Origin of the sequence: Fundidesulfovibrio magnetotacticus (genome assembly GCF_013019105.1) — a bacterium.
Classification (GTDB): domain Bacteria; phylum Desulfobacterota; class Desulfovibrionia; order Desulfovibrionales; family Desulfovibrionaceae; genus Fundidesulfovibrio; species Fundidesulfovibrio magnetotacticus.
The window spans coordinates 124,013-141,649 of record NZ_BLTE01000012.1 but is presented as its reverse complement, the minus strand read 5'-3'; the positions used below and the strand labels follow the sequence as shown (position 1 = coordinate 141,649).

18 protein-coding genes are annotated in these 17,637 nt (G+C 64.7%); 15 read left to right on the top strand and 3 right to left on the bottom strand.

Translation table 11 applies throughout. The features are described 5' to 3' along the window. Positions 1–789 carry an imidazole glycerol phosphate synthase subunit HisF gene (gene hisF / locus NNJEOMEG_RS13565; RefSeq protein ID WP_173085331.1) on the top strand — a complete coding sequence of 263 codons (789 nt, stop codon included), beginning with the start codon at positions 1–3 and terminating at the stop codon, positions 787–789. Here the strand turns inward: hisF and NNJEOMEG_RS13560 are convergent. The 3 genes from NNJEOMEG_RS13560 to NNJEOMEG_RS13550 are packed head-to-tail and all read right to left on the bottom strand — an operon-like array spanning position 786 to position 3,691. After that, a complete protein-coding gene (locus NNJEOMEG_RS13560) occupies positions 786–1,343 on the bottom strand; it encodes a GNAT family N-acetyltransferase (RefSeq protein ID WP_173085329.1) in 558 nt (185 codons plus the stop codon). The two genes, hisF and NNJEOMEG_RS13560, sit on opposite strands and share 4 nt — an antisense overlap. A gap of 9 nt (positions 1,344–1,352) precedes the next feature. Continuing rightward, complete coding sequence (locus NNJEOMEG_RS13555) at positions 1,353–2,393, bottom strand: hypothetical protein (RefSeq protein WP_173085327.1); 1,041 nt, start codon at positions 2,391–2,393, stop codon at positions 1,353–1,355. After that, positions 2,390–3,691: a DUF4910 domain-containing protein gene (locus NNJEOMEG_RS13550; RefSeq protein ID WP_173085325.1), complete on the bottom strand. Its 1,302-nt coding sequence runs from the start codon at positions 3,689–3,691 to the stop codon at positions 2,390–2,392. Before NNJEOMEG_RS13550 ends, NNJEOMEG_RS13555 begins: the two co-directional genes overlap by 4 nt. Before the next feature lie 207 nt (positions 3,692–3,898). Between NNJEOMEG_RS13550 and NNJEOMEG_RS13545 the strand changes: the two genes are divergently transcribed. The 14 genes from NNJEOMEG_RS13545 to NNJEOMEG_RS20710 all read left to right on the top strand — a co-directional run bounded on the left by NNJEOMEG_RS13545 (position 3,899) and on the right by NNJEOMEG_RS20710 (position 17,631). After that, positions 3,899–4,660 carry a cytidylyltransferase domain-containing protein gene (locus NNJEOMEG_RS13545; RefSeq protein ID WP_173085323.1) on the top strand — a complete coding sequence of 254 codons (762 nt, stop codon included), beginning with the start codon at positions 3,899–3,901 and terminating at the stop codon, positions 4,658–4,660. After that, positions 4,575–5,630, top strand: a complete 1,056-nt coding sequence (locus tag NNJEOMEG_RS13540) for a Gfo/Idh/MocA family protein (protein ID WP_308464643.1) — start codon at positions 4,575–4,577, stop codon at positions 5,628–5,630. Before NNJEOMEG_RS13545 ends, NNJEOMEG_RS13540 begins: the two co-directional genes overlap by 86 nt. After that, positions 5,599–6,543 carry a hypothetical protein gene (locus NNJEOMEG_RS13535; protein WP_173085320.1) on the top strand — a complete coding sequence of 315 codons (945 nt, stop codon included), beginning with the start codon at positions 5,599–5,601 and terminating at the stop codon, positions 6,541–6,543. The genes NNJEOMEG_RS13540 and NNJEOMEG_RS13535 overlap by 32 nt, the downstream gene beginning before the upstream one ends. Positions 6,544–6,602: 59 nt before the next feature. Beyond that, positions 6,603–7,838 carry a DegT/DnrJ/EryC1/StrS family aminotransferase gene (locus tag NNJEOMEG_RS13530; RefSeq protein WP_235956959.1) on the top strand — a complete coding sequence of 412 codons (1,236 nt, stop codon included), beginning with the start codon at positions 6,603–6,605 and terminating at the stop codon, positions 7,836–7,838. Between the two features lie 55 nt (positions 7,839–7,893). Then, the gene (locus NNJEOMEG_RS13525; protein WP_173085318.1) at positions 7,894–8,823 is read left to right on the top strand and encodes a GNAT family N-acetyltransferase; all 930 of its coding nucleotides are present in this window, start codon (positions 7,894–7,896) and stop codon (positions 8,821–8,823) included. 19 nt (positions 8,824–8,842) lie between these two features. Next, entirely contained in the window at positions 8,843–10,126 is a 1,284-nt protein-coding gene (locus tag NNJEOMEG_RS13520; RefSeq protein WP_173085316.1) for a hypothetical protein, read from the top strand. A 383-nt stretch (positions 10,127–10,509) separates the two neighbouring features. Further along, entirely contained in the window at positions 10,510–11,160 is a 651-nt protein-coding gene (locus tag NNJEOMEG_RS13515) for a class I SAM-dependent methyltransferase (RefSeq protein ID WP_173085314.1), read from the top strand. 140 nt (positions 11,161–11,300) lie between these two features. Then, positions 11,301–12,221, top strand: coding sequence for a sulfotransferase domain-containing protein (locus NNJEOMEG_RS13510; protein ID WP_173085312.1), 921 nt, complete (start codon positions 11,301–11,303; stop codon positions 12,219–12,221). After that, the gene (locus tag NNJEOMEG_RS13505) at positions 12,218–12,943 is read left to right on the top strand and encodes an acylneuraminate cytidylyltransferase family protein (protein ID WP_173085310.1); all 726 of its coding nucleotides are present in this window, start codon (positions 12,218–12,220) and stop codon (positions 12,941–12,943) included. Before NNJEOMEG_RS13510 ends, NNJEOMEG_RS13505 begins: the two co-directional genes overlap by 4 nt. After that, entirely contained in the window at positions 12,930–13,973 is a 1,044-nt protein-coding gene (locus NNJEOMEG_RS13500) for an N-acetylneuraminate synthase family protein (RefSeq protein ID WP_173085308.1), read from the top strand. Before NNJEOMEG_RS13505 ends, NNJEOMEG_RS13500 begins: the two co-directional genes overlap by 14 nt. After that, positions 13,966–14,694, top strand: a complete 729-nt coding sequence (locus NNJEOMEG_RS13495) for a PHP domain-containing protein (protein WP_173085306.1) — start codon at positions 13,966–13,968, stop codon at positions 14,692–14,694. The genes NNJEOMEG_RS13500 and NNJEOMEG_RS13495 overlap by 8 nt, the downstream gene beginning before the upstream one ends. A gap of 2 nt (positions 14,695–14,696) precedes the next feature. Then, entirely contained in the window at positions 14,697–15,677 is a 981-nt protein-coding gene (locus NNJEOMEG_RS13490; protein WP_173085304.1) for an ATP-grasp domain-containing protein, read from the top strand. Continuing rightward, positions 15,674–16,579 carry an NAD-dependent epimerase/dehydratase family protein gene (locus NNJEOMEG_RS13485; protein WP_173085303.1) on the top strand — a complete coding sequence of 302 codons (906 nt, stop codon included), beginning with the start codon at positions 15,674–15,676 and terminating at the stop codon, positions 16,577–16,579. The genes NNJEOMEG_RS13490 and NNJEOMEG_RS13485 overlap by 4 nt, the downstream gene beginning before the upstream one ends. Continuing rightward, positions 16,576–17,631, top strand: a complete 1,056-nt coding sequence (locus NNJEOMEG_RS20710; protein WP_235956958.1) for an acyltransferase — start codon at positions 16,576–16,578, stop codon at positions 17,629–17,631. The genes NNJEOMEG_RS13485 and NNJEOMEG_RS20710 overlap by 4 nt, the downstream gene beginning before the upstream one ends. Positions 17,632–17,637 lie beyond the last annotated feature (6 nt).

Below are 17,637 nucleotides of genomic sequence, written 5' to 3'. Positions count from 1 at the left end.
ATGCTCAAGCGCAGGATCATCCCCAAGCTGCAGATGCGCGCCAGCCGCTTCGGATCGAAACCACGCATGGTCCTGGTGACCACCCGGGGCTTCGAGGAGTCCCTGGAGATGGGCGACCCCGTCTCCCAGGCCAAAATTTTCGAGGCCCAGGCCGCCGACGAGCTGATCTTCCTGGACCTGGACGCCCAGGACGCCAACCGCGCCACCATGATCGACGTGGTGCGCCGCGCCGCCGAGGAGATTTTCATGCCCTTCACCGTGGGCGGCGGCGTGCGCTCCACGGAAGACTTCAAGATCCTCCTGGACAACGGCGCGGACAAGGTGAGCGTGAACACCGCCGCCCTGGAGAGCCCCGGCCTCATCACCGCAGCCGCGCGCATCCACGGCGCGCAGTGCGTGGTGCTCTCCATCGACTACCGCGAGGAGAAGGACGGGCGGGGACGGGTCTACTCCCACGGCGGAAAAACCGCCACGGACTGGGACCCCGCGGACTGGGCCGCGCGCGGACAGGAGCTGGGCGCGGGGGAAATCCTGCTCACCTGCATCGGCCGCGACGGCTCGCGCCAAGGCCTGGACACCGCCACCTGCCGCAGGGCGGCCAGGGCCGTGGGCGTCCCCCTGATCGCGGCGGGCGGCTGCGGGCTGGCCAGCCACTTCGTCGAAGGCTTCCAGGACGGCCTGGCCGACGCCGTGGCCGCCGGAACCTACTTCTTCACCAAGGACGAGAACATCATGCAGATCCGCTCCAGGATCCACAACGCCGGCATCCCCATCCGCCTGAACCGCTAGCCCAGGCGGGCGGCCTCCCAATCCTCCCGGAGGAGGGCGAGCACGTACTCGTCCTCGTAGGCCCCCTGGCTGAAGCGCATTTTGGCGAAGTGCGCCTCCTGGCGGTAACCAACCTTCTGAAACGCCTTCATGGAGCCGACGTTTCCGGCATAGCAGCCTGCGAGCAGCTTGTTCAGGTTGAGCTCCAGAAAGGCGTGGTCCGTCACCAAACCGATTGCCTGTGAACCGATGCCCTTGCCCCAGCAGTCGGGCTCTCCGATGAGCAGGCCCACATCGGCGAAGCGGTGGATATGATTGATGGGCCCAAGCTTGATGTTGCCGATGTGCCTTCCGTCCTCCTTGAGACAGATGGCGTAGAGAATACTTGTCTCGCCACCGTCCATGGACTGGACGAAATCCCGGATGTTTTCAAGCGAGCGCGGCACGAACCGCGACTCCAGGAACCGGTTTACCCTTGGGTCGTTAAGCCAGCCTCTGTAACGTTCGCCCACATCGGACAACTCCACACCACGCAGGAAGATGTCCCTGCCTTGCAAGCCGCTGTAGTTTACCATGAGCAGTCCTCAAACATCGGAAGTCAAGACGAGCCCGGCATGGGTGTAATCGACACGGGCCGACATGGCCTCTTCGAGACGTACGGCCGGCGTATACAGACGTGCGCCCGGGACGAGTTCCACGCGAAGACCTGCCTCATCGGTGGCTGACGCCACGAGCAGACCGGCATCGTTGGCGCAGACAAAAGCCCCCCGGTGGTCCACCCGGTAGACAAGTCCGGCCTGGAAGGGATGAAACGCGCCATCTTCCCGGACGACCTGACAACCCTTGAGAAACACCCTTTGGGTCCCCGAGAAAGTCGAAGCTCCGGGATAAGGGTCGTCGAAGGCCCGGATGAAAGCCTCAATCTGTTCCGCGCTCCAGCGCCAGTCCACGTAGCCGTGCAGCTTGGTGTTGAGGCGTGGGAAGAACAGCGAGTATTCATCCTGGAGTTTGGTCAGGCTGAAGGCGCATCCTGCGGCCAGTTCCGTCAGGAACTCCACCAGGAAGGCGAACTCGTGCGAGTGTTGGAACCTGTAGTAGTCGGCGGGGGTCAGCGCGTCGGGAGGCAACTGGTAAGTGGTTTGCTTGTACACCACGCCAGCGTCGGAGACCCCCTGGTGCGTTTGGTCGGTGATGGGCTGGACGGCGCAGCCGCAACGCCTCACCCCGCGCAGTATCTTCCAACTCTGGTGCGCCCCGCCCCGGTACTGGGGCATGTCGATGCTCATGAAGTCCAGCAGGCGGGGGGAGAACGACTCCAGCAGGGTCGGCGCGATGCGCCAGGGCTCCCCGAATCCGAGGCCCACGGCCCCGGGGTGGTCCATGGCGGCTGCAAAGGCCGACTCGCCGTTGATGTCCTCGCTGATCAGGCATGTCACCCCGGAACGCTCCAGGAACTCGGTGAGGTTCGTTCCATCCTTGTCCACTGCCTCGTCGAGGAAACGCTCGGCGGTGAACACAATAACGTCAAGTCCGGCCTTGCCCCAGCAATGCCCGGCCAGTTCGGCCATGAGCCGCCCCCCCCCAAAGAGCACCACGCGGGAGAGCAAATCCAGACGCAGCGTCACGCCCTTCTTCCCTGAGTTGGAGGCTTGGGAGAATACGTCATAAGCCCGTGTTGCACGAATTTATCCAGGTAGTCCTTCACGGCGCTGAAGCGTAGGCCCGTCAAAGAAGCCAATTCCGCAAGGGAGTTGACCCCATCGACACTGAAAAGAAGCTCGTTGTTGAACTTGCCAGCCATGTGTTTTTCCTGGGTCTGGTCGTAGTAGAGGCCCCATTTGGTGAGCCACGGAGGAAGCATTCCCGTGAAAGCCGGTACGGCATCGTCTTCCAATATTCCCACGAAATGTCGACAAACCCTCAGGGCGTTGTCCATCATTTCGGGGGACAGCAGGTCCGGCACATCGTCGCTGGTGTGATATTCCGGGAAGGGAAAGCGCTGCAGGGCGGGACTGGGCACGTTCACGCCGGGCCACATGAAGACGCGTTCGTCGTTGCCGTAGCCCTCGAAAAAGCCCAGCTCGTTCAACGCTGCGTTCTCTTCGCGAAGAGCCAATCGCAGGGCATTGTCCACGTCGCTGTCACCGGACAGAGAGCGTTTCATGCACAGGCGCTCTCCCGCACCGAGGGCCTCCAGGTTGAGCATCCCCACGGTCCGTGCCAGTATGCCGCGATTGTCGTACGCCCAGAAGAGCGCCCCGAAGAGTTCAGGAAAGAGCAACAACTGGTAGGAGTGCTTGCGCTTGCGCCCACTGAGCCACCGAAAGAGTTCAAGGCCCACCACGCAACCTGACAGATCGTCGTTGCACAGCTCGTCGATATGCGCCGAGAAGCAAACCACCGCGTCGGACTCGCCGGGAAGGAACAATTCGCCCACGCGCAGGGTGCCGGGCTCCACCTCGGTCTCGATGAGCACGTGGAAAGGACCCTCGGGCAGGTTGCTCAGGAAGTCGTGAGGCAAGGAGAGCCGCCAGTCCTTCAGGCGATAATTGTAGGCCAGACGGTGCTCAAGGCAGAAGGCGTGGGGCCTATCGGGCCTCGTGGAGGCGTGAGCGGCCAGTTCCTCGCCTGAAACAAGGCCGGAAAAGGGTTGGCTGTAGGGGACCACCAAGAGAGGATGCTCCACCGAGCTGTAGATGAGCCCCCCGTCGACGTGTCGCAACTCACCCCGGACCAGGTTCCAGGACAGCGGTGCAACCCAGTCCTCTCTAGCCTCGCCGGAAGCCCAGGCATGCACCACCATATCCGGAAAGTGTTCCTGGAGGAGTTCGAAGGCGCGGTCCAGCCCCCGTGAGACGAGCAGCCGGGGCAGAGGGGAAAGCTGGCGCGTCAGTTCGATCATGCGGCGAGCGGATTCGGTCATGCACGGCCTCTGGGGGGCGGCGACGGGAGAAAGCGCGGCATCATTTCGCGGTGCTATTCTCAAGCCGCCCCGGCTGTCAAGGACACCCCGATGGCGAGCACCGCCGCCGGGGACGCCGGGCACGGCGGCGTCCGCCATGGCGAACTTGACCCCCTTCAAGCTTGTCTGCTATTTTTCTAGGGCTTGATCAAACCGCTTGAGGATCCAATGCCTGACACATCCCTCCCCAGGATCGTCTCCACAATCGAATGCAGGATGACCTCCAGCAGGCTCCCCGGCAAGGTGATGATGACCTCGGCTGGTAAAACCATGCTCGAACACCACGTGGAGCGCCTGTCGCGCGTTGCCAAAATCGACGAGATCCTCTTCGCCACGACCACCAATCCCCAGGACGACTGCATCGCATCGCTTGCCCAGCGCCTGGGCATCGGCTGCCACAGAGGCTCCGAGGAAGACGTGCTCGCCCGGGTGCTCGGGGCCGCGGAGTCCGTCGGGGGCGACGTGATCGTTGAGATCACGGGCGACTGCCCGCTCATCGACCCCTCCGTGGTCGCCCAGACCCTGGACCTCTACTTGGCCAACCCCTGCGACTACGCATGCAACGACAACCCGCTCTCCTATCCCATAGGCATGGACGTGGAAGTCTTCTCCACCAGGCTCTTGCGCGTGGCCCACGAGGAGGGCCTCACCCCCGAGGACAGAGAGCACGTCAGCTGGTTCTTCCTGCGCAACCCGGAGCGCTTCCGGTTGCTCACCCTTCCAGCGCCCCCTGAACTCCACTGGCCCGACCTGCGCCTGACCCTGGACGAACAGGCCGACTATCAACTCATCGACGCCGTTTTCCGCGCCCTCTACCCTGCCAACCCCGCCTTTTCCTTGGCGGATGTCCTTACGCTGCTGCGCGCCCACCCCGAGCTGCTCCAACTCAATGCCCACGTCATCCAGCGCTTCGTTGCCCAGTCCGCCTGAGTTCACCGTCCTCGTGGCAGGCCTGGGCGGCATCGGACTTGGCTACGATCTCGACCGCCCTCCCGGCGACGTGTTCACCCACACGAGGGCTTTCATGGCCGATCCGGGCTTTCGCCTGGTCGGCGGTCTGGACCCGTCCCCCGCTCGCCGGGAACTGTTCACGGGCGCGTGCGGCCGCCCCGCCTGGACAAGTTTTGAAGAGGCTTCCCGACACATGGGTCAAGTCGACGTGGTGGTCCTGGCGACTCCCACCATCTTGCGCCTGGACGTCGTGCGACGCTGCCTGGAGCTTCGACCGAAAATCGTGCTTCTGGAAAAGCCACTGGCAGCCAGCCTGGCCGAGGGGCGGCAAGTGACAGACTTGTGCCGCGACCACGGCGTATTGCTTGCCGTAAACTATTTCCGGCGCTTCGACCCCGTATTGCGCGATGCCGTGCACACGACCCAAGCCGGAGCACTTGTGCAGGCAACCTGCCGCTACACGGGAGGATTGCTCCAGAGCGCCTCCCACTACGTAGATCTCTTCCTATACTGGCATGGCATGCCCCTGGACGCCCGACTGCTCTACGACGACGGTCCCTGCGGCCAAGCCGGGGAAGACAGGCGTCTGGGTTTTCTGCTTGAATACCCAGAGGCCCGCATCGCTTTCCACCCCGTCCAGGCCCCCTACGGCTTCGGAGAGATGGACCTGCTTTTCAAAGAGGGCCGCCTGCGCCTGGAAGATCAGGGCGAACGCGTGGCAGTGTTCCGGGCAGGCCCGGACCCATTGTATCCAGGCTACCGTCGGCTGCTCCCGGAACGAATCGATGAGGCCCAGGCGTTGCGCTATCTCTGCCCGGTCACTCAGGCCCTTTACGGCTGCCTTTCCTCGGGGGATTCCCTGCCCTCCACCGGGGACACGGCTCTGCAAACCCTCACCGTCTGCGACGGATTGCTCCATGACGCGAAAAACATTGCTCGTCGCCCATGACGCCGGAGGCGCTGAACTCCTGAGCGCCTGGCAGGCGGAGCACGCTGGACAGGGCGTATTCCTGCATGTTGTCGACGGCCCCGCGCGTCGCATCTTCGAACGCGACTTCGGCCCCATGCCCCCTGCGGACTTGACGGTCATGGATCGCCTGGAACCTGGCGACCTGGTGCTCACCGGGTCCAGCCTGGGAGCGGACCTGGAACGTCGCGCAATCGCGCGCGCGCGCGAACGGGGCCTGCCCTGCGCCTGCTTCCTGGACCATTGGGACTATTACGCCGAGCGCTTCGGGCCTCCCGGATCATGGCTCGAAGCTCTCCCGGACGAAATATGGACCCCCGACACCTATGCCCGGGACCTGGCCCTGCGAACCGGCTTTCCTTCCGCCCGGGTGCTGCTCCAGCCCAATCCCCTCCAAGCGCGCCTGCGCCGCCAGAGAGCCGCCGAAGCGCCCCTCCCGCCGGACAGCGAGGGCAGGCTCAGCCTCCTCTACGTGTGTGAACCTATCGGGCTCAAGCTCGCCTTGCTCTTCGGCGACAAGGCAGGACTCTACGACGACGAAATGATCCTGGTTTCAAAGTTCCTGGAATGTCTGGCGCGGCACGCCCCCCGGGTGGCCCGGGCGACATTGCGCTTGCACCCGACGGAACCCTCTGATAAATATGATATGCTTCTCCAAGGACATGCCAAGCTGTTTCCGCTGGAACGCTCCAACGAGCCGATCCTGGCGCGGGACATCCTTCGCCATTCGGTTGTCGTGGGCGTGGAAAGCGCGGCCCTGGTAGCGGGCCTCATGCTGGAGAAGAACGTCTTCAGCTGCCTCACCGGCAGACCGTGGAACATCGCCCTGCCTCACAAAGAAATCAAACATATCAGCGATTTCAACGACATCTTCCGGGAGTCGATCACATCATGAGCTTGGCATTATTTGGCGGCGCCCCTGTCCGTACGAGACCGTTCCCCGCATACCGCATCATGGGCGAGGAAGAAAAAGAGGCTCTGGCCCGCGTCATCGACTCGGGCATTCTCTCGCGTTACCTGGGCTGCTGGCATGAGGACTTCTATGGCGGACCCGAGGTCCAAGCCCTTGAGCGCGAATGGGCCGCACGCTTCGGCGTGAAGCATGCCATTGCCGTGAACTCCTGCACCTCGGGGCTTTATGCCGCGGTAGGCGCGGTGGGCACCGAACCCGGCGATGAGATCATCGTGCCTCCCTACACCATGGCCGCCACGACGACCGCTCCACTGGTGTACGGCGCCATACCCGTTTTCGCCGACGTGGAGCCCGATTGCTTCTGCATCGACCCCGCTGCGGTCGAAGCCGCCATCACGCCGCGCACCCGTGCCATCATGGCCGTTGACCTCTTCGGCTTGCCTTACAACGCCCTGGCCATCAACGCCATTGCCCGCAAACACGGGATCAGGGTCATCGAGGACAACGCCCAGGCCCCCGGCGCGCTCCATTTCGGGCGCGAAGCGGGGAGCCTCGCCGACATTGGCGTTTTCTCTCTCAACTATCACAAGCACATACATACCGGCGAAGGCGGCATGGTGGTCACCAACGACGATGAGTTGGCCGACAAGGTACGGCTCATCCGCAACCACGCCGAAGCCGTGGTGGAAGCAAAAGGCACCACGGACCTGGTGAACATGGTGGGCTTCAACTACCGCCTCACCGAGCTCCAGGCCGCCGTGGGCCGCTGCCAGCTGGCAAAGTTCGACACACTCCTCGCCGCTCGCCAGGAAAACAGCACCTACCTCTCCAGCCGTCTGGCCGAAATCGACTGCATCACCCCCCCAAAGGTCCGCGAGGGCTGCACACACGTTTACTACGTGCATGCCTGCCTCTACGACGCCGAGTGTGCCGGCCTACCCCGCCAGCGTTTTCTGGAGGCCGTCAGCGCCGAACTGGCGCCCACCGAACTGCGCGAGGGCGAGGGCGTGCTCCTGAGCGGCGGTTACGTGCGCCCGCTCTATCTCCAGCCAATCTTTCAGAGGCGCATTGCCTTCGGATCCCAAGGGTTCCCCTTCGTCAACCCCTGGAACCCCGCCTCCCCCCGCTATGACGCAGGCCTGTGCCCCACGTGCGAACGTTTGCACACGGCTGAACTCATCGAGCACGAACTCATGCGTCCGCCCATGACCCGTGCGGACCTTGACGACGTGGCCGACGCCTTCACCAAAGTATGGGAACTGCGCCACACCCTATGACGCACCTTTGCCATGACGTCGCTGCCGGGGCAGTCGCCCGGGACCGAGTGAGCCAATGAAAATCGTCCAGGGCGACCCCCGGCGCTGGGATGAGTTGATTGATCACTCCACCCAGGGCACGGCCTTCCAGCGGCGGTCCTTTCTCGAGGCCTGCGGCCAGCAGGTTGTTTACCTGCTTTGCGTCAAGGGAGACAATGTATTGGCTGGCATGAGTTTCTTCCTCGAGGGCGCGAACGCCGTCCCGGGATACTTCCAGCAGTACAGCGGGCTTGTTTTCTCCCGGTCTCTTCAGGGAAACTCCTTCACACCTCAAGACAAACGTTTCAAGGTCTCCCAGATCTTCGCGGAATACCTGGCCGGGAATTACGCCTCCGTCTGGTTCCAGAACCATTGGTCCGTACCGGACATACGCCCTTTTGACTGGCACAACTACCACACCCCCGAGTTGGGCCGCTACGCCATCACCGTGCGTTATACGAGCATCCTGACATTGGAGGCGGGCGTGGAAAACGGTGACGGTTTTGCTTCGGTACGACGACGCATCGCTCGCAACACCCGCACAAAAAACCAGGAAACCCAGCCCTCCGCGGACCTGGACATCCTGCTGGCGCTCTACCGCAAAACCTTTTCCCGCCAGGGCATCGACGTGCCCAGTCGGGAATTGGAGACGATCCAATCTGTTGGCATGCGCTGCCTGCAAGAAGGCACGGGCGCGCTCTACCTGACGACCGACGCTGGCAGGCCCGGCACTTCCAGCTTTTTCCTGCTGGACCGACACGGCGCCTACTACCTTTTCGGCGCTTCGGACCCCGACATGCGCGACCTGGAGACCGGCACCCGCAACATGGTGGACGCCATGACCCACCTGCGAGACGTACACCACTGTCCAACGTTGGACTTCGTAGGCGTCAACAGTCCTGGAAGGGGCTGGTTCAAGGCGAGCTTCGGCGGCACGACAGTACCTTATTACGGCATTTCCCGTTAACTTCAACACAGGAATCGTCATGCCTCCTCGCATCCTGTTATTCTGCACCAATTTCTACAGGGACATAGGCATCCTCTACGTCTTATCGCGCATCGCCGAGGCCATCGGATGCAAATGCTTCATAGCATGCCCCGAAACAGTGGGGAGCGACCACGTCCGCAAATGGGACCCGCAGGCCGTTTTTTTCATGACTGCAGGACGGCTTCAGCCACTCTCAAAGCTGTTTCCCAAGGCAAAACTTTTCTATTGCGCCGCCGAAGGAGGCGAGGAATACATTCACTGTGATGAACTGAAGATCATTCGAGACAAGCCAAACTACGACAGGTTGGAGCGCATCTACGTCTGGGGCAACAACTCCCTGGATCACTTCCGACGTTGCATTGCGGATGACAACCTTTCGCACATAGACGAATCCCACTGGACCCCCGGGGGCAAGATCCGCCTCAACGGCACCCCTAAAAGCGACCTTATTCGCTTCATGCCCCGCCCGCCCCGGAAATCCGGCTCGCGAAAAATCAACATGGGGCTCGTGGGGGCATACTCTTTCATCAACAACAAACGAGGCGACCACCCCCTCGTGCGCCTCTTCGACTACCCCTGCCGGGTCGAGAACGTGAAGGGGCTCTTGAACATCTTGCAGGCCCAGGCCACGCTTCTCAAGGAACTACCCGCCGAGTCCTACAATTTCAGCCTGCGCCCCTATCCAATGGAGAACAGGAAGGTCTACGCCAAAGTCAAACACGTTGCCGAGGGCAAGCTAACCATCGACAATTCGCTCGATTTCGCCACATGGTGCCTCCAGCAGGACATCATCGTCGGCGTACTCTCCAGCACCGCCCTGACCATCCATCTGAGCGGAGCATCCTACCTCAACCTGACCGATCTTTGTTTTCCCGGAAATCCCGCCTATTCCACGCAATATTTTCAGGAATTCGACTCGCTCTACAGGGACGCGACACCTCTGTCCCTTGACCGGCTCCTGGAACTGGCTCAAGCCCCGCCCGCCAAGGTTGAACCCGGCAAGCGACTCAAAGACTACCTGAACTTTATTTATAACCTGGAAACCCCCGGCTCGGCGATCCGACGCATCGCGGAAGACATGGCAGAGACGGTTCGCGCCCAGAGCCAGGTCACGCCCCCGGGCTTTCCCCTGCCGCTGTTGCGTGTGCTGAGCGAATGCCACCTTACCCACCTGCGCGGAGACAGCTACACCTACTTCTCGCACTTCTTCAATCGCAAGCGGCTCCACGCCGAATACAACCAGGTGGTGGAGAACATCCTCAACGACAGACCCCAGCGATGATTCCGCCACCCGGTGACCGCCAGCGCCCGGGTTTGCGGCCCCCAACCCGCCCTTGCACCGCTCGGAACTCTCTGATAACCGGATTTCGTGTCAGGGATTGGCCACGGTTGCCGCTCTCCGCGGACACGACGCCACGACCACACGGACAAGAGTGTACCCAATGCCATAGCGCCTCGTCCATGCCTTGTCGGCCTTCCGCGTCGGGTTCACACGAGTCTTTTCGTGTACCACAAATTGGTGGATGTCGCATTCAGACGATCGTCCCCCCCCTTTTGGAGGGAACGCCCAACGCGTCGCGCACGACTCCAGGCCGTGCTCCGACTGATTGAACGGCTTCCGGCAGGCGAGCGCCGCGCCCAAATCCTTCAACCCCGGGCGACTCCATGCACCAACCGCTGCTAGACCGTTCCAACGTGTTGTTCGACAAGTCCTTCACCGGAGGCGGCCCAAGACATTCTCGAGTCCAATGGGACGACGCGAACCGCCAATATCTCCGCTTCGCCGAAATCTACCGCAGCATTCCATCACATCAATGCTCGATTCTCGATATCGGATGCGGAAACGGTGAGTTTCTCCTCTTCCTCAACTACATGGGATTCACGGGAAGCTACACAGGCGTGGACATTCACGAGCCTCTTCTCCAGGAGGCGCGCGCGACATACCCTGGCTACGAGTTCCTCCACAGGGACATGCTCACGCAGCACATAGAACAGCATGATATCGTCATCATGAGCGGCGTATTCAATTTGAACATCGGACAGGACATGGACTTCGTGAAGTCTTTCATCTCCAAAATGTACGACTTGTGCAAGTTCAAAACCATCTTTAACGCCATCTCAACGCACGTCAATCTCCAGGAGGAAACAATGTACTACATTGATCCTGCCGAGATCATGAACTTCGCCATCCAGACGCTCTCGCCGAAAGTGGAACTCCGTCACGGATACCTCCCGTTCAACTTCACCGTCGCCATCGAGAAAAGTCCGGTCTGGTGCTCTCTGCCGCGGACAAACCAAGCCGACAGCCAAGGCTGATCTGGAACCCCCGATCATCGGTTCCTTACCACGGCGTTCCTGCTCACGACGCGGTGCACTACCTTCATTCATGATTCACTGAGAGCATTCGACACGACCACTCATCCAGCGAACATTCAACGCCATTCCAGAACCTAGCCATGGCTCCCTACATACAGACCAATCCAGACCCAGCCCAGCGCGTCTACCACGTGGGCTACCACAAAACAGCCACCACTTGGCTCCAGAAGCACTACTTCCCCACACTGGCTGATGATCTTACCCGCCAGGGCACGGCCCTGTTTTCCCAGGAAGGCCTCTCCGGCGATTTCCTGTTCGACGCCCCGGAAACGGCAGCCCGACTCGCCCAACTCGGACTTCCCGCCAAGGCCATCATCTGCCTTCGCAACCAACGCACTGCGGTGCCTTCCCTCTATTGGACCTACGTCAAATGCAGGGGGCGTCTTTCCTACAGGAATTACATGCAGACCCTCGTGCGTAACGGCAAATTCCGCTACGCCACCATGGTGGAGGCCTACTTCCGGGCCTTCGGCCCCGAGAACGTGCTCGTGCTGCTTTATGAAGACTTTCAGGCAACACCTCAGGCTTTCCTTGCCTCCATTCTCGCATTCCTCAATCTTGATCCCGAACGCGCCAAGGAGTCCCCGCCCTTTTGCGTCGTCAACAAGTCCATGAGCACCCTCTCCAAGGTGGCGCAGTTCTGGCTCAACCGCCTCACCCCCCCCGCACCGTGCGATCCGGACAACGCATGCCTCCGCTCGCCGATCAAGGTCGTTCGCGGGGAGTCCCTCACCCTGGATGACCTAGGCATCCATCCCGACAAACAAACCGCCCCTCCGCGTGCGCCTAACGTCTTGCGGGCAACCGCGCAAAACATCCTAACCCGTCTGGAGCCGCTCTTCGCAACCATGGAGCCTCTCCTGAGGCACGGAAACCATGCCGCTTCCAGCCAGGCCATAGCCGATGCCTACGCTGCCGAGAACATACGCCTGCAAGCGCTGACCGGCCTCCCCCTGGCCCGCCACGCTTACCCAGGGTTCGATAACAGAGAGGCCCCATGAGCTGCTCCGCGACCGCCATCGCCGTCATCCCCGCGCGCGGCGGCTCCAAGTCCATCCCGCGCAAGAACCTGGCCGACCTGGGCGGCAGGCCGCTCATCGCCTGGGCCATCCGGGCCGGGCTCGACTGCCCGGACGTCCAGCGCGTGATCGTGAGCACCGACGACCCCGAAATCGCGGATGCGGCCCGCGAGCACGGAGCCGAGGTCCCCTTCCTGCGCCCGGCAGAACTGGCCCAGGACGACACCCCGGACGCCCCGGTCTTCGTCCATCTGCTGCAGTGGCTCGAAGAGAACGAGGGCTTCCGGCCAGACGCCCTGGTGAACCTTCGCTGCACCACGCCGCTCAAGCGCCCGGAGCACGTCAGCGCGGTCCTGAAGCTCCTCTTCGAGAGCGGCTGCGACTCCGTGCGCACCGTGGACCGCATCCAGGGCAAGCACCACCCCTACTGGATGTTCAAGCAGGACGAGCAGGGCTATGCCGCCACCTTCGTTGACGGCATCGACCTCAAGCGCTTCCACCGCCGCCAGCTCCTGCCCCCGGCCTGGTCCATCAACGCTCTGGTGGACGCCATGACCGCGAGCGCCGTGCTCGGCCCCAAGCCGCCCTACGGCGAGCGCATGCGCCTGCTGGAAACCGACCCCCTCTACTCCATCGACATCGACGCGCCCAAGGACCTCCTGGTCTGCCGGGCGCTCCTGGAGGCGCTCCATGAACTGGTTTGAACGCCACATCGTCCGCCGCAAGGGCTGCTTCGTCATCGCCGAGGCCGGCATCAACCACAACGGAGCCTTCGACTTGGCCCTGGAGCTGGTGCGCCGCGCCAAAGAGGCCGGGGCCGACTGCGTGAAGTTCCAGACGCACCGGACTTCCGCCAGCGAATCCCGCCATTCCAGCAAGCCGGGCTACTTCTCCGGGCGCATCGGCGAGATGTCCAAGATCGAGTGGTCGCGCTCCCTGGAATTTTCCACCGGGCAGTTCGCCATGCTCCGGGACGAATGCGAGGAGCAGGGCATCGCCTTCCTCTCCACCGCCTGCGACATCGAGGGCCTGCGCATCCTCACGGACATCAGGGCCGAGGCCGTGAAGATCGCCTCGGCGGACTTGAACAACGACTACCTCCTCAGCGCCCTGGCCGACACCGGGCTGCCGGTGCTGCTCTCGGTGGGCATGTCCACCCTGGAGCAGGTGGACCACGCCGTGGAATTGCTCGCGCAGCGCAACTCTGGCCCGCTGGCCCTCTTCCAGTGCACCTCCCAGTACCCCGCGCCCTACGCCCAGCTGCACCTGCGCGTCATGGAGACCCTCAAGGCCCGCTACGGCGTGCCCGTGGGCTTCTCCGACCACTCCCAGGGCATCCACGTGCCCGTGGCCGCCGCGGCGCTGGGCGCGGCCATGGTGGAGAAGCACTTCACCCTCTCGCGCAACCTCCCCGGCGTGGACCATGCCGCCTCCATCGAGCCCCACGAGCTGGCCGAGATGGTGCGCCAGATCCGCGACGTGGAGGCCGCCCTGGGCAGCGCGGAGAAAACCGTGCAGCCCGAGGAGCTGGCCAACGCCGCCAACATGCGCCGCTCGCTCATGGCCGCGCGGCCGCTCAAGGCGGGCGCGTTGCTCACCCTGGACGACGTGACCGCCAAGCGCCCCGGCACGGGCCTGCCCCCCAGCGAACTGCACCGCCTCCTGGGCAGGCGGCTCAAGGTGGACATGGCCGAGGAAGACCTCTTCGACCTCTCCCAGGTGGACGATGCCTGATCCCGCGGCCCTCTTCCCCCGCTTCTCGCGCCTGACGCGGGCCGACCTCCTGGTGGAGCAGCACCTGCACACCACCTGGACCGACGGCCACGCCGCCCCCGAAGCCTGCCTGGAGCGGGCCCGGGAGCTGGGCCTCTCCCGGGTGCTCTTCACCGACCACGTGCGCGCCGCCTCCGACTACTGCCCCCGCTACCTGGACGAGATGGGCCGTCTCGCGCGCAAGGAGGAAACCCTCCGGGTGCTGGCCGGGTTCGAGGCCAAGGCGACGGACCTTCGGGGCGGCCTGGACATTCCCCCCGCCGCCCTGGAACGCGCCGACGCGGTGATCGTGAGCGTGCACTCCATCCCCCTGCCGGGCGGCGGCCTCGCGCCCCCCTCCTCCCTGGACGCCCCCACCCTGGCCCGCGCCGAGCGCGACCTGGCCGTGGCCGCCGCCGAGGCGGGCCGTGCCACGCTCCTGGGCCACGCGGGAGGCATGTCGCTCGCCTACCACGGACAGTTCCCCCTGGCCTTCCTGGAAGACATCGTGCGCGCCTGCGCGGCCCACGGCTTCCCCATGGAGGTGAACAGCCGCTACCACCGCCCGTTGCTGCGGCCGCTCCTGGAGCTCATGTCCCGCTTCGACCCGCCGGTCTCCATCGGCTCCGATTCGCACCACATCGACACGCTGGGCGAGTGCTCGCGGCTTCTCGCTCGCGAACTCTTCGGCGAGGAGGCCTGAGCATGGCCGATTTCAGGGTGGGCATCACCTGCGTGAACTCCCTGGTGGGCCAGGGCATCGTCAAATCCCTGCGCGCCTGCGACCTGGACGGCCGCGTGGAGCTCACGGGCTTCGACTATGTGCCCGGCACGGTGGGCGCGCAGTGGGTCAAGCCCACGTTCCTGCTGCCCGACATCCTGCGCCCCGGGGTCACCGAGGAAGAATGGCTGGAGGCCCTCATGGCGCGCATCCTCGAGCGCGGCCTAGCCATCCTCCTGGTGGGCATCGGCTTCGAGCTGCCGCTTCTGGCCAAATACCGCGAGGTGATCCGGGAGCGCACCGGCTGCACCGTGCTGGTGAGCCCCCCCGAAACCGTGGCGCGCTGCGAGGACAAATACCTCACGTATCTCTTCCTGCGCGATCACGGCCTGGACCCGCCCGCCACCTGGCTGCCCGAGGAGGCCGACGCCGTGACCTATCCGGCGGTGGTCAAGCCGCGCACGGGCACGGGGAGCAAGGGCCTGCGCGTGGTGCGTTCCCGCGCCGAGCTGGACGCCGCCCTGTCCGTCGGCCAGGGGCTGATGATCCAGGAGGAGGTGGGCTCGCGCGAGACCGAATACACCTGCGGCGTGCTGGTGTTCGGGGGGGAGGCGCGCTCCATCATCTGCCTGCGCCGCACCCTGCGCGACGGCAACACCAACGCCGCCTGGCACGACCGCGCCACCCCGCCCGCCGTGGAGGACTTCGTGCGCCGCACGGCCCTGTCCCTGGACCCCTTCGGCCCGGCCAACCTCCAGCTGCGCCTGGACGCGGCGGGCCGGCCCCGGCTCTTCGAGATCAACCTGCGTTTCTCGGGCTCAACGGCCATGCGCACGCAGTTCGGGGTCAACGAGCCCGAGATGGCGCTCAAGTCCCTGCTGGGCCTGCCCCTGCCCGCGTTCACGCCCCGCTTCGGGCGCGTGCTGCGCTTCTGGGAAGAACTCTACGTGCCGGAGGGCGCGTGAAGCCCGCCCTGCTGGTCACCGGAGCCGGGGGGTTCCTGGGGCGAAGCGTGCTCCCCGCCCTGGAGGAGCACTACCGCGTCCTGCGCATCGCCTCACCGCGCGGCGCCCTGGAGGGGCCGGACGTGTTCCGGGCCGACCTGGCGGACCCCGCCGCCGCGCAAAGCCTGGCCGAAGCCGTGGCGGAGGCCCTGGGCGGAGCGAGGGTCGAGGCCCTGGTCCACCTCGCAGCCGCGCTTTGCCCCCCGGGCGGCGCGCGCGACATGGGCGTCTACCACGCCAACCAGGCTCTCACCCTGGGCGCGTTGCGTCTCACCCAGACCCTGGCGCCCGCGCACGTGGTCAATTTCTCCAGCCTGGCCGTGTACCCGGTGCGCGACGGCCTCTTCACCGAGGATTCGCCCGTGGACCCCTCGGGCAACACCGAAGGGCTCTATGGGCTGGCCAAGTTCGACTCGGAGGCGCTCTTCAATTTCCACCTGGGCCGCTCCAGCACCGTAACCAACCTGCGCCTCACCCAGGCCTACGGCCCGGGCATGCAGCCCGACCGGCTGGTGGCCCTGCTGGCCGGGGAATGGCGCGAGACGGGGCGCGTCACGCTCTTTGGGCGCGGCGAACGCGTGAGCAACTTCGTGCACGCCCGCGACGTGGCCCGGGGCCTGGCGGCGGTGCTCGATGCGCCGCGCGCGGGCACGTTCAACATGGGCTGCGCCCGCAACCTCTCCTACCTGGAGGTGGGCCGCCTGGTGCTTTCGGCCCTGGGCGCGGGCGAAGAGGCGCTGGTGCTGGAGGAACGCGGCATCCGGGCGCGCGCGGCCATCTCCACGGCGCGCTTCGAGGAGGCCTTCGCCACGCGCTTGGAAGAGGTGGACTTCTCCTATCTGGCCGACGAGGCGCTCCCGTGAACGCCGTGCGTACGATCACGGTGCTGCGCTCGGCCGACCTGGCCCTGACGCGCGCGGGCCTGGAGGCCCTGGCCGGACGCTTCCCCGGGGCGCGCATCACCCTGCTGGCCCAGCCCGGGGTGTTCGAGCACTGCCGCGAGACCCTCTCCCGCCTGTGCAGCGTGACCCCCTACCCCTTCCGCGATTTCAACCTGGCCGTCCCGGCCACGGCCCTGGCGGAGCTGCCCCGCGCCGACTTGGCCGTGGCCCTCTACAAGAACCAGGGCCAGGGCTACCAGGAGGTGGACGCCTTCCTCCTGGCCCGGGTGCCGGCCGCCGCCCACGCGGGGCTCACGGGAGCCATGGAGTTCAGGCCCTTCCCGGCGGGGCGCGTCGCGCGCCTGCGCGCCCTGTGGGAGGGCTGGCGCAGGCTCCACGGATCGAGCTTGACAGCGGCGCTCAGAAGTTGTTCTTTTTCGCGCGCCCACGGGGGGGGCCGCTCGGCCGTGGTCTTCTGCGGCGATTCGCGCATCGTGGTGGACCCGGGCGGCCGCGTGGAGCTGGCCCCGCACGCCTTGGTGCGCGTGGGCTACATGCCCCCCGAGTGGGAGCACGTGCGCGACCCCGGCCGGGCCGTGGTCCGCGTGCAGGCGGGCGGCACGCTCTCGTTCGGGGGCAGCGTGAACCTCTTCGCGGGGGTGCGCGTCAACGTGTTCCCCGGAGCGCGCGTGCACATCGGCGAGGGCAGCTACGTGGCCTTCAACTCGCGCGTCTTCGCCGAAACCGAGGTGCACATCGGAGCCAACTGCGCCATCTCCTGGGACGTGGAAATCTTCGACACCAACTTCCACCGCACCACCATGGACCCCAACGAGGCCGTCGGCGCGGGCGTCCACGTGGACGACCAGTGCTGGATCGGCGCGGGCGCGCGGATCCTGCGCGGCGTGCGCCTGGGACGGGGCGTGGTGGTGGGGGCGCAGTCCGTTGTGAAGGGTTCCTTCCCGGACGGGGCGGTGGCGGCGGGCAATCCCGCCGTGCAAAAATCCATCAAGCAGCCCGGCGTGCGCATCTGACGCCGG

Bases quoted from the DNA above. Each gene is read 5' to 3' on its own strand.
- NNJEOMEG_RS13505 (WP_173085310.1), top strand. From the start codon at position 12,218: ATGAGCTGCTCCGCGACCGCCATCGCCGTCATCCCCGCGCGCGGCGGC.
- NNJEOMEG_RS13540 (WP_308464643.1), top strand. From the start codon at position 4,575: ATGTCCTTACGCTGCTGCGCGCCCACCCCGAGCTGCTCCAACTCAATG.
- NNJEOMEG_RS13550 (WP_173085325.1), bottom strand. From the start codon at position 3,691: ATGACCGAATCCGCTCGCCGCATGATCGAACTGACGCGCCAGCTTTCC.
- NNJEOMEG_RS13515 (WP_173085314.1), top strand. From the start codon at position 10,510: ATGCACCAACCGCTGCTAGACCGTTCCAACGTGTTGTTCGACAAGTCC.
- NNJEOMEG_RS13535 (WP_173085320.1), top strand. From the start codon at position 5,599: ATGACGCGAAAAACATTGCTCGTCGCCCATGACGCCGGAGGCGCTGAA.
- NNJEOMEG_RS13490 (WP_173085304.1), top strand. From the start codon at position 14,697: ATGGCCGATTTCAGGGTGGGCATCACCTGCGTGAACTCCCTGGTGGGC.
- hisF (WP_173085331.1), top strand. From the start codon at position 1: ATGCTCAAGCGCAGGATCATCCCCAAGCTGCAGATGCGCGCCAGCCGC.
- NNJEOMEG_RS13525 (WP_173085318.1), top strand. From the start codon at position 7,894: ATGAAAATCGTCCAGGGCGACCCCCGGCGCTGGGATGAGTTGATTGAT.
- NNJEOMEG_RS13510 (WP_173085312.1), top strand. From the start codon at position 11,301: ATGGCTCCCTACATACAGACCAATCCAGACCCAGCCCAGCGCGTCTAC.
- NNJEOMEG_RS13560 (WP_173085329.1), bottom strand. From the start codon at position 1,343: ATGGTAAACTACAGCGGCTTGCAAGGCAGGGACATCTTCCTGCGTGGT.
- NNJEOMEG_RS13495 (WP_173085306.1), top strand. From the start codon at position 13,966: ATGCCTGATCCCGCGGCCCTCTTCCCCCGCTTCTCGCGCCTGACGCGG.
- NNJEOMEG_RS13545 (WP_173085323.1), top strand. From the start codon at position 3,899: ATGCCTGACACATCCCTCCCCAGGATCGTCTCCACAATCGAATGCAGG.
- NNJEOMEG_RS13500 (WP_173085308.1), top strand. From the start codon at position 12,930: ATGAACTGGTTTGAACGCCACATCGTCCGCCGCAAGGGCTGCTTCGTC.
- NNJEOMEG_RS13520 (WP_173085316.1), top strand. From the start codon at position 8,843: ATGCCTCCTCGCATCCTGTTATTCTGCACCAATTTCTACAGGGACATA.
- NNJEOMEG_RS13530 (WP_235956959.1), top strand. From the start codon at position 6,603: ATGGGCGAGGAAGAAAAAGAGGCTCTGGCCCGCGTCATCGACTCGGGC.